Source organism: Novosphingobium sp. UBA1939 (assembly GCF_002336885.1).
Classification (GTDB): Bacteria; Pseudomonadota; Alphaproteobacteria; order Sphingomonadales; family Sphingomonadaceae; genus Novosphingobium.
Map to the genome: position 1 here is coordinate 63,069 of NZ_DDFB01000051.1, position 9,938 is coordinate 73,006.

The following is a 9,938-nucleotide window of genomic DNA, read 5'->3' on the forward strand; positions in this document are numbered from 1 at the left end:
AAATCTCCTGTCCCGCGCTCAGAGCGTCAGCGTGCCGTCGATCAGGCGGGGCGCGCCATCGCCACGCGCCTCATCGCGCAACTCGGGCGGAAGCACCGCCGGGCTGAGGTTCTGGTAGCTGACCGGGCGCAGGAACCGGTCGATGGCCAGGCTGCCGACCGACGTGGTGCGCGGGTCGGACGTGGCGGGGAAGGGGCCGCCGTGGACCATGGCGTGGCAGACCTCGACGCCGGTGGGCCAGCCGTTGGCGAGGATGCGCCCGACTTTCGCTTCCAGCACCGGCAGCAGGCGCGTGGCCAGCGCCTCGTCGGCGGCATCCAGGTGGAGCGTGGCGGTCAGCTGGCCTTCCAGCCCCTTGAGCACGGAGACGAGTTCCGCCTCGTCGCGGCAGACGACCACGATCGAGGACGCGCCGAACACCTCGTGGCCCATCGCCTTTTCGGCGAGGAACGCCTGGGCCGTGGTGCGGAACAGCGCTGCATGGCCCTGCAGCGCTGCGCCGGCCAGGCCTTCGGCCAGCTTCTCCACTCCGGGCGTGGCCTCAAGCGCGGCGACGCCCGACTGGTAGGCCTTGCAGATGCCGCCGGTCAGCATGGTCTGCGCGGCGGCGGCGCGCGTCGCCTCGGTGGCGGCGGTGAGGAAGGCGTCGAGCCCTTCGCCCTCGATCGCGAGGACGAGGCCGGGGTTGGTGCAGAACTGGCCGGCACCCATCGTCAGCGAACCGATGAAGGCCGCGCCGAGCGCGCTTCCCCGGGCTTTCAGCGCTTCGGGCAGGAGCAGGACCGGGTTGATGCTCGACATTTCGGCATAGACCGGGATCGGCACATCGCGGCTCTGGGCGAGGCGCACGAGCGCGAGGCCTCCCCCGCGCGATCCGGTGAAGCCCACGGCGGCGATGCGCGGGTCCTGCACCAGCGCGGCGCCGAGGTCGTTCGAGGGGCCGACCAGATGGCCGAACACGCCGGCGGGCAGGCCGGAGGCGGCCACCGCGCGGGTGATGGCCGCGGCCACGAGCGCGCCTGTGCGCGGATGGGCGGGGGGGCCCTTGACCACGACCGGGCATCCGGCGGCGAGCGCCGAGGCGGTATCGCCCCCGGCGGTCGAGAAGGCCAACGGGAAGTTCGACGCGCCGAATACCGCGACCGGGCCGACCGGGATCATGCGCAGCCGCAGGTCCGGGCGGGGCAGCGGCTGGCGATCGGGCAGGGCGGGATCGATGCGCAACTGCTGCCACGCGCCCTTGCGCACGACATCGGCGAACAGGCGCAGCTGGCCCACGGTGCGGCCCCGTTCGCCTTCCAGACGGGCGCGGGGCAGTCCGGATTCCTCCATGGCGGCTTCGATCAGCTCGTCGCCGATGGCCAGGATTTCCGCCGCGATGGCTTCCAGAAACGCGGCGCGCTCCTCGCGCCCGGTGGCGCGGTAGGTATCGAAGGCGGCGGCGGCGGCGGCGCAGGCGGCATCGACTTCGGCCGGGCCATCGATGGGGAAGGCAGGGCCGGTCGGCTCACCCGTGGCGGCGGCCACGGAGCGGAATTCGGTCATGGGAATCTCCTGATTTACTCTGACATATTGCCAGAGGTGCCGGAACGCAACCGGTGGCGCGTTCCGTAAAGAGGTGTGGTAAGTTAAGTGTTCAGGCGGTTTCGCCGGTCGGGCGCGATCCCCACAAGGCGTAGAACAGCACGTACAATTCACAGGCGGCCGTCAGCAGGAACGATGTCTGCAGCCCATAGGAATCGGCCAGCCACCCTTGCACCACCACCAGCGCGCCGCCCGCGATCGCCATGATCAGCAGGCCCGAGCCTTCCTCGGTCAGCGGGCCGAGCCCGCGAATGCCGAGCGTGAAGATCGTCGGGAACATGATCGAATGGAACAGGCCGACAAGGATCAGCGCCCACATCGCCGCCGGCCCGGTGGTAAAGACGGTGACGAGCATGACCACGAACGCGCCGACCGAGAACGCGGCGAGCACCCGCGCGGCATCCACCTTCTGCATGATCGCGGACCCGAGGAAGCGGCCGACCATCATGCCGCCCCACAGGAACGTGAGATACCGGCCTGCCTGCTCGTGCGTGAGATTGGCGATCGTGGGTTGGCTGACGAAGTTCACGAACAGGTTGGCGACGCCGATTTCGGCGATCAGGTAGATGAAGATCGCGGGCACGCCGAACACCAGGTTGCGGTGCTTCCACAACGATAGCTTGCGGCGTTCCTCGGGCGCGAGGCGCAGCGTCGCGCTGCCCATGGCGGGCAGCGGAAAGCGCGCGATCACCACGGCGAGGACCACGAGCACGACCGCGACCAGGCCATAGGGCAGGATCACCGACTGGGCATCGGCCAGCCGCTCCGCCGGGGTCAGCACCACGTCGGCGCTGGCGGTGCCGCCCTTCGACCGGCCAAGGATCAGGTAGGCGCCGAACATCGGCGCCAGCATCGTTCCCGCCGAATTCATCGCCTGCACCAGGTTGAGGCGCGAGGAGGCGGTTTCGGGCTTGCCGACCACGGCCACATAAGGGTTGGCCGCCACCTGCAGCAGGGTGATGCCGCTGGCGATCACGAACAGCATGGCCAGCGTCACGCCGTAGGACGGGATCGACGCGGCCAGCATCATGCCGAGCGCGCCCGCCGCCATGACCAGCAGGCCGATTACCAGCGCCTTCTGGTAGCCCGCCTTCTCGATCAGCTTGGCCGAGGGGATCGACGCCACGAAATAGGCGATGAACCACACCGATTCGATCAATGTTGTCTGCGTATAGTTGAGATCGAACACGCTGCGCAGATGCGGCAGCAGCGTGTTGTTGATCACCGTGATGAAGCCCCACATGAAGAACAGGCTGGCCAGCAGCGTCAGTGCCGGGCCGTAGCGGACGGGGGAACCGGCGCTATCCGGCGAGATGTTGCTGTTTTCCGGCACCTTCGATTGTGTTGAGGCCACTGGCGGCATGGTCTCGGCTTCCTCTCGTCTGCTCTGCGCTGGCAACGGTTCCTTACCGTCTTGCGCAATCTGTATTTGTCAGACTATATCCGTGAAAAGGTCGCGTCAATGGGCGCCGCCGGTGACGACACGTTCCGAAAGGATGAGAGGATGACGATTGTGGGCAGGTCGAAAGGTGGCGTCCTGATGGTACTGGCACTGGCGGCGCCGGCGATGCTGGCGGCCCCGGCGGCGGAAGCGGCCGAAGCGCGGCAGGAAAGCGCCGGCCGGCTGGCCGACGGGTCGGAGGCGTTCGCGATCACGCTGAAGGCCGCGAACGGCGTCTCGGCGCGGGTCCTGACTTATGGCGCCACGCTGCAAGCGCTGATGGCGCCGGGCCGCGATGGCACGGTGGCCGACGTGCTGCTGGGCTACGACGATGTCCAGTCCTACGAGGCGAAGCCCAACTTCTTCGGCGTGACCGTGGGGCGCTATGCCAACCGCATCGCCGGCGGCCGGTTCACGCTCGACGGCAAGAGCTACCAGCTGCCGCAGAACAACAACGGCAACAGCCTGCACGGCGGCGCCAAGGGGTTCGACAAGCGCAACTGGCAGGTCGTTTCGCTCAAGTCCGGCCCGGTGGCGAGCGTGGTGCTGTCCTATGTCAGCGCCGATGGCGAGGAAGGCTATCCCGGCAAGCTCGATACGAAAGTCACCTACAGCCTCGACGAGCGCGGCAACCTGACCATCGCGTTCGAGGCCGCCACCGACAAGCCGACGATCGTCAACATGACCAACCACGCCATCTTCAACCTGGCCGGGGAAGGTTCGGCGATGGGCGCCATGGGGCACCGCCTGACGATTCCGGCATCGACCTATACCCCGGTCGGCGCGACGCTGATCCCCACCGGCGAGCGGCGCAAGGTGGCCGGCACCGTGTTCGATTTCCGCACGCCGCGCCGCGTGGCCGACGGGCTGCGCGACGGCACCGACCAGCAGATCGCCTACGGACGCGGGTATGACCACAACTTCGCGCTCGACAAGGGCGCGACCGCTACGCCCCAGCTTGCCGCGCGGCTGGAAGACCCCGCATCGGGCCGCGTTCTCGAAGTGCTGAGCACCGAGCCCGGCGTGCAGTTCTACACCGGCAACTTCCTCGATGGGACGCTCATCGGCAAGAAGGGGCATGTCTATCGCATGGGCGATGGCATCGCGCTGGAACCGCAGAAGTTCCCGGACGCGCCCAACCAGCCATCGTTCCTGTCCGCGCGCGTCGATCCGGGCAAACCCTATCGCCACGTGATGATCTACCGCGTCAGCAAGGCGCCGCCGGCGCGCTGACCCCTTTCGCACCTCCAGCACCCGAAGGCCGCAATGACCGATTCTTCCAGCAAGCGCCCCGCCCCGAAGCTGCGTTCGCGCGCGTGGTTCGACAATCCCGACAATATCGACATGACCTCGCTCTATCTCGAGCGCTATCTCAACTTCGGCTTGAGCCTTGAGGAACTGCGGTCGGGCAAGCCGATCATCGGCATCGCGCAGACCGGAAGCGATCTTTCGCCCTGCAACCGCCATCACATCGTGCTGGCCGAGCGCGTGCGCGAGGGCATTCGCGAGGCGGGCGGGATCGCGCTGGAAATCCCGGTCCACCCGATCCAGGAAACGGGCAAGCGGCCGACCGCCGGGCTGGACCGCAACCTGGCCTACATCGGGCTGGTCGAGGCGCTCTATGGCTATCCGATCGACGGCGTGGTGCTGACCACCGGCTGCGACAAGACCACGCCGGCGCTGCTGATGGCGGCGGCCACGGTGAACATCCCGGCGATCGCGCTGTCCGTCGGGCCGATGCTCAACGGCTGGTTCAAGGGCGAGCGCACCGGATCGGGCACGATCGTGTGGAAGGGCCGCGAGCTCATGGCCAAGGGCGAGCTGGACGAGGAAGGCTTCATCAAGCTCGTCGCCAGTTCCGCGCCGTCGACCGGCTATTGCAACACCATGGGCACAGCCACCACGATGAACAGCCTGGCCGAAGCGCTGGGCATGATGCTGCCCGGCTCCGCCGCAATCCCCGCGCCCTACCGCGACCGTCAGGAATGCGCCTGGCGCACCGGCAGGCGCGTGGTCGAGATGGTCCACGAGGACCTGAAGCCAACGGACATCATGACGCTCGATGCCTTCCACAACGCCATCGTCGTCAATTCCGCGATCGGCGGGTCGACCAATGCCCCGATCCACCTTGCCGCGATTGCCCGCCACGTGGGCGTGGACCTGCCGCTGACCGACTGGCAGCGGCTGGGTCACAAGGTGCCGCTGCTGGTGAATCTGCAGCCCGCCGGCGAATATCTGGGCGAGGACTACTACCGCGCCGGCGGCGTGCCGGCGGTGGTCGGCCAGCTGATCGCGCAAGGGCTGATCGCCGAGAACGCGATGACCGCGAACGGCCGGACCATGGGCGAAAACTGCCGCGACGCGAAGATCGAGGACGAGCGGGTGATCCTGCCGTTCGACAAGCCGCTGAAGACGGAAGCGGGCTTCGTGGTGCTTTCGGGCAACCTGTTCGATTCCGCGATCATGAAGACCAGCGTGATCAGCGAGGAATTCCGCGCGCGCTATCTGTCCAATCCGGACGATCCCGACGCATTTGAAGGTCCGGCGGTGGTGTTCGACGGGCCGGAGGATTACCACGCGCGAATCGATGACCCCGCCACCGGGGTCACCGCCGAAACGTTGCTGTTCATGCGCGGCGCGGGGCCGATCGGCTATCCGGGCGCGGCCGAAGTCGTCAACATGCGCGCGCCGGCCTATCTCATTACCGAGGGTGTCACTGCCTTGCCATGCATCGGCGACGGGCGCCAGTCGGGCACCAGTGGCAGCCCCTCGATCCTCAACGCCAGCCCGGAGGCGGCGGCGATGGGCGGCCTGGCCCTGCTGAAGACCGGGGATCGCGTCCGCATCGACTTGCGCCGGGGCACCGCCGACATGTTGGTGCCGGACGCGGAACTGGCCGCGCGCCGCGCCGCGCTCGAAGCGGCGGGCGGCTATGCCTATCCGCCTTCGCAGACGCCGTGGCAGGAAATCCAGCGCGAACGCGTCGGCCAGCTTGCGACCGGCGCGATTCTTGAGGGCGCCGAGAAGTACCAGCGCATCGCGCAGACGCGGGGCCTGCCGCGCGACAACCACTGATCCGCGCCCGCGGTTGACGCGCGCGCCGGTCGGACATCCGCGGAGCGCGCTCTGCCGGGGCAGCAATCGCTACCGTTCTGCACAAAGGGGACTATCGATGCGTGGCAAATACCTCCGAACGCTCATGACCATGGGGTGTGCCCTGGCGATGACGGTGCCCGCCGTGGCGCAGACGACCGGCGGGGCCACCGTCACGGTCCAGGCCGACCGCCCCGGCCCGGTGATGAACCGCCAGGTCTTCGGCCAGTTCGCCGAACATCTCGGCCATGGCATCTATGGCGGGATCTGGGTGGGCGAAGGCTCGCCGATCCCGAACGATCACGGCTATCGCCGCGATGTGCTGGACGCGCTGAAGGCGATCAAGGTGCCGGTGGTCCGCTGGCCGGGCGGCTGTTTCGCCGACGAATACCACTGGCGCGACGGCATCGGCCCGCGCGCCAAGCGCCCGGTGAAGATCAACACCAACTGGGGTGGGGTGGACGAGGACAACAGCTTCGGCACCAACGAATTCATGGGCTTCGCCGAACGGCTGGGCGCGGAGGCCTACATATCGGCCAATGTCGGCAGCGGTACGCCCGCCGAAACCAGCGAATGGGTCGAGTACATGACCTCGCCCAACGGCTCGACCCTGGCGGGCGAGCGCGCCGCCAACGGCCATCCCGCGCCGTTCCAGGTGCGTTATCTGGGCATCGGCAACGAATTGTGGGGCTGCGGTGGCAACATGCGCGCCGAATATGCCGCCGATCTCACCAACCGCTTCGCCCAGTTCGCCAAGGCCGGCGGCACGGACAAGATGCTCAAGATCGCCAGCGGCCCCAGCGACGAGGACTATCCGTGGACCGAGACGCTGATGAAGCTTTCGGGCAAGTACATCGATGGCCTTTCGCTGCATTACTACACCCGCCCGCGCGACAAGGACTGGAACGACAAGGGCGCCGCGCTGGGCTTTCCCGAGAGCGAGTGGGCGACGACGATGCGCAACACCCTGCGCATCGACGAATACATCACCAGGCATTCGGCGATCATGGACAAGTATGATCCCGAGAAGAAGAAGTGGCTGGTCGTCGACGAGTGGGGGACGTGGTACGATCCCGCGCCCGGCTCCAATCCCGGCTTCCTGGTCCAGCAGAACAGCCTGCGCGACGCGGTGGTGGCGGGCCTCAACCTCAACATCTTCGCGCACCATGCCGATCGCGTGAAGATGGCGGCGATCGCGCAGATGGTGAACGTGCTGCAGGCGATGCTGCTGACCGACGGCGCGAAGATGGTCAAGACGCCCACCTACTGGGTCTTCGACCTCTACAAGCCGTGGCAGGACGCGACGACCTTGCCGATCGACCTGCAATCGCCGCTGTACAGCAACGGCGACGTCACGGTGCCGGCGATCAGCGCCTCGGCCGTGCGCGATACGGCGGGCCAGGTGCACGTGGCGCTGGTCAACCTCGATCCGCACCGCGCGATCCCGGTGTCGATCGGCCTTGCCGGCGTGCGGGCGGGCGCGGTGACGGGGCGGATCGTCACCGGCACGGCGATGGACGCGCACAACAGCTTCGACGCCCCCGATGTGGTGCGGCCGGTGGCGTTCACCGGCGCGCGGATCGCGGGCGGGGCGGTTACCGCGACCTTGCCGGCGATGTCGGTGGTGGTGCTGGACCTGCGGTAGGGCCGGACGGAAGCCGGGGCCATGAGGCCGGGACCATGATGGCGGACGAAGCGCGCGGCATCACCCGCCGGGGCCTGATCGAAGGCGCGGTCGGGCTGGGCGCTGGATTTGCGGTTTCCGGGCTTGCAGTTCCCGACCTGGCGCTGGCGGAGCCGCCGATCCCGGCCGCACGGCTGTGGTATCGCCAACCGGCGGAGCAATGGACCGAGGCGCTGCCGGTGGGCAACGGCCGGCTGGGCGCGATGGTGTTCGGTGGCACGCACACCGAGCGGCTGCAGCTCAACGAGAACAGCTTCTTCAGCGGCGGCCCCTACGACACGACCAACCCGCGCGCCCGCGAGGGCCTGCCCCGGGTGCGCGAACTCGTCTTCGCCGGCCGCTACGCCGAGGCCGAGAAGCTGGCCAACGAGACGCTGTTCGGCCAGCCGATGAAGCAGATGAGCTACCAGCCGCTGGCCGAGCTGCTGCTGGTCTTCCCCGGCCTGGACGGCGTGCGCGGCTACGAGCGCAGCCTGGACCTGGACGAGGCCATCGCCACGACGAGCTTTCGCGCCGGCAGCGCGACGGTGGTGCGCGAGGTCTACGCGTCGGCCGCCGACCAGCTCATCGTCGTGCGCCTCGCGGCCGACAAGCCCAAATGGATCAGCGCCGACATCACGCTCACCGCGCCGCACCAGAAGAGCAGCGGCTTCGATGCCAACCACACGCTGTGGGTGGCCGGCACCAGCCCCACGGTGGGCGGCATCGAGGGCCGGCTGCCCTTCGAGTGCCGGCTGCAGGTGGTCGCGCGCGGCGGCAAGCTCACGACGCGCAACGGCGGCCTGTCGGTACAGGGCGCGGACGAGGTCTTCCTCCTCATCGCCGGTGCCACGGGCTACAAGCGCTTCGACGACATCTCCGGCGACCCCGCCGCGCTGAACCAGGCGACGCTGGCCGCCGCCGTCACCCGCGGCCCGGAGGCGCTGCGCCAGACCCATCGCGACCATCACCAGCGGCTGTTCCGCCGCGTGGCCCTCGACCTCGGCGCAGGCCCCAACGCCAGGCTGCCCACCGACGAGCGCATTGCCCGCTTCGCCGAAGGGCAGGACCCCGGCCTGGCCGCGCTCTACCTGCAGTACGGCCGCTACCTGCTGCTGGCCTGCTCGCGGCCCGGCTCGCGCTTCCCGGCCAATCTGCAGGGGCTGTGGAACGAGAAGACCAACCCGTCGTGGGGCTCCAAATGGACCCTCAACATCAACACGGAGATGAACTACTGGCCGGCCGAGGTCTGCAACATCGGCGAGACCGTGGAGCCGCTGATCGCGATGGTGGAGGACCTGGCCATCACCGGCGCCGGCGTGGCCAAGAAGATGTTCGACGCGCCCGGCTGGGTGGCCTTCCACAACACCGACGGCTGGCGCGTGGCCGCGCCCACCGATGGCGCCAAATGGGGCCTGTGGCCCATGGGCGGCGTGTGGCTGGTCAACACGCTGTGGCAGAGCTGGCTGTTCCGCCGTGACCCGGCGCTGCTGAAGCGCCTGTACCCGCTGATGAAGGGCGCGGCCGAGTTCCAGCTCGCCACGCTGGTGAAAGACCCGAAGACGGGCCACATGGTCACCAACCCCAGCATCTCGCCCGAGAATTCGCACCCGCACGGCTCCTCGGTCTGCGCCGGACCGGCGATGGACAACCAGCTGCTGCGCGACCTGTTCGCCCACTGCGCCGACGCCGCGCGCGAGCTGCGCACGGACCGACCGTTCGCCAAGGCCTGCGAGGCCATGCGCGACCGCCTGCCGCCCGACAAGATCGGCAAGGCCGGCCAGTTGCAGGAGTGGCAGGAGGACTGGGACATGGAGGCGCCCGAGCTGCAGCACCGCCATGTGTCGCACCTGTACGCGCTCTACCCGTCCGAGCAGATCACGCCCGACGACACGCCCGCCTTCGCTGCCGCCGCGCGCAACGTGATGGAGCGCCGCGGCGACGACACCACGGGCTGGGGCATAGGCTGGCGCATCAACCTGTGGGCGCGGCTGCAGGACGGCGACCACGCCTACGCCACGCTGCAGCGCCTGCTCCACCCCAGCCGCAGCTACCCCAATCTGTTTGACGCCCACCCGCCCTTCCAGATCGACGGCAACTTCGGCGGCGCCGCCGGCATCGCCGAGATGCTGCTGCAGTCGCAGGACGGCGTCATCA

6 protein-coding genes are annotated in these 9,938 nt (G+C 68.6%); 4 read left to right on the top strand and 2 right to left on the bottom strand.

Features of this window, described 5'->3' with window-relative positions; genetic code table 11:
- Positions 1 to 18: 18 nt before the first annotated feature.
- Together B3547_RS08005 and B3547_RS08010 are read right to left on the bottom strand one after the other, a co-directional pair.
- Positions 19 to 1,545: an aldehyde dehydrogenase (NADP(+)) gene (locus B3547_RS08005; protein ID WP_292961895.1), complete on the bottom strand. Its 1,527-nt coding sequence runs from the start codon at positions 1,543 to 1,545 to the stop codon at positions 19 to 21.
- Between the two features lie 91 nt (positions 1,546 to 1,636).
- Positions 1,637 to 2,947 carry a sugar MFS transporter gene (locus B3547_RS08010; protein ID WP_206694924.1) on the bottom strand — a complete coding sequence of 437 codons (1,311 nt, stop codon included), beginning with the start codon at positions 2,945 to 2,947 and terminating at the stop codon, positions 1,637 to 1,639.
- Between the two features lie 204 nt (positions 2,948 to 3,151).
- On the opposite strand from B3547_RS08010, the gene B3547_RS08015 reads away from it, so the two are divergent.
- The 4 genes from B3547_RS08015 to B3547_RS08030 all read left to right on the top strand — a co-directional run.
- On the top strand, positions 3,152 to 4,258 hold the full coding sequence (locus tag B3547_RS08015; protein ID WP_292961904.1) for an aldose epimerase family protein: 1,107 nt from the start codon (positions 3,152 to 3,154) through the stop codon (positions 4,256 to 4,258).
- A gap of 33 nt (positions 4,259 to 4,291) precedes the next feature.
- Complete coding sequence (locus B3547_RS08020) at positions 4,292 to 6,100, top strand: IlvD/Edd family dehydratase (protein WP_292961898.1); 1,809 nt, start codon at positions 4,292 to 4,294, stop codon at positions 6,098 to 6,100.
- A gap of 97 nt (positions 6,101 to 6,197) precedes the next feature.
- The gene (locus B3547_RS08025) at positions 6,198 to 7,763 is read left to right on the top strand and encodes an alpha-N-arabinofuranosidase (RefSeq protein ID WP_414690515.1); all 1,566 of its coding nucleotides are present in this window, start codon (positions 6,198 to 6,200) and stop codon (positions 7,761 to 7,763) included.
- A 35-nt stretch (positions 7,764 to 7,798) separates the two neighbouring features.
- A partial coding sequence (locus tag B3547_RS08030; RefSeq protein ID WP_292961900.1) for a glycoside hydrolase family 95 protein occupies positions 7,799 to 9,938 on the top strand: 2,140 nt, incomplete at its 3' end.

What these genes read in the sequence shown, in the direction of transcription:
- B3547_RS08010 (WP_206694924.1), bottom strand. Translation starts at nt 2,947, where the DNA reads ATGCCGCCAGTGGCCTCAACACAATCGAAGGTGCCGGAAAACAGCAAC.
- B3547_RS08005 (WP_292961895.1), bottom strand. Translation starts at nt 1,545, where the DNA reads ATGACCGAATTCCGCTCCGTGGCCGCCGCCACGGGTGAGCCGACCGGC.
- B3547_RS08015 (WP_292961904.1), top strand. Translation starts at nt 3,152, where the DNA reads ATGCTGGCGGCCCCGGCGGCGGAAGCGGCCGAAGCGCGGCAGGAAAGC.
- B3547_RS08025 (WP_414690515.1), top strand. Translation starts at nt 6,198, where the DNA reads ATGCGTGGCAAATACCTCCGAACGCTCATGACCATGGGGTGTGCCCTG.
- B3547_RS08020 (WP_292961898.1), top strand. Translation starts at nt 4,292, where the DNA reads ATGACCGATTCTTCCAGCAAGCGCCCCGCCCCGAAGCTGCGTTCGCGC.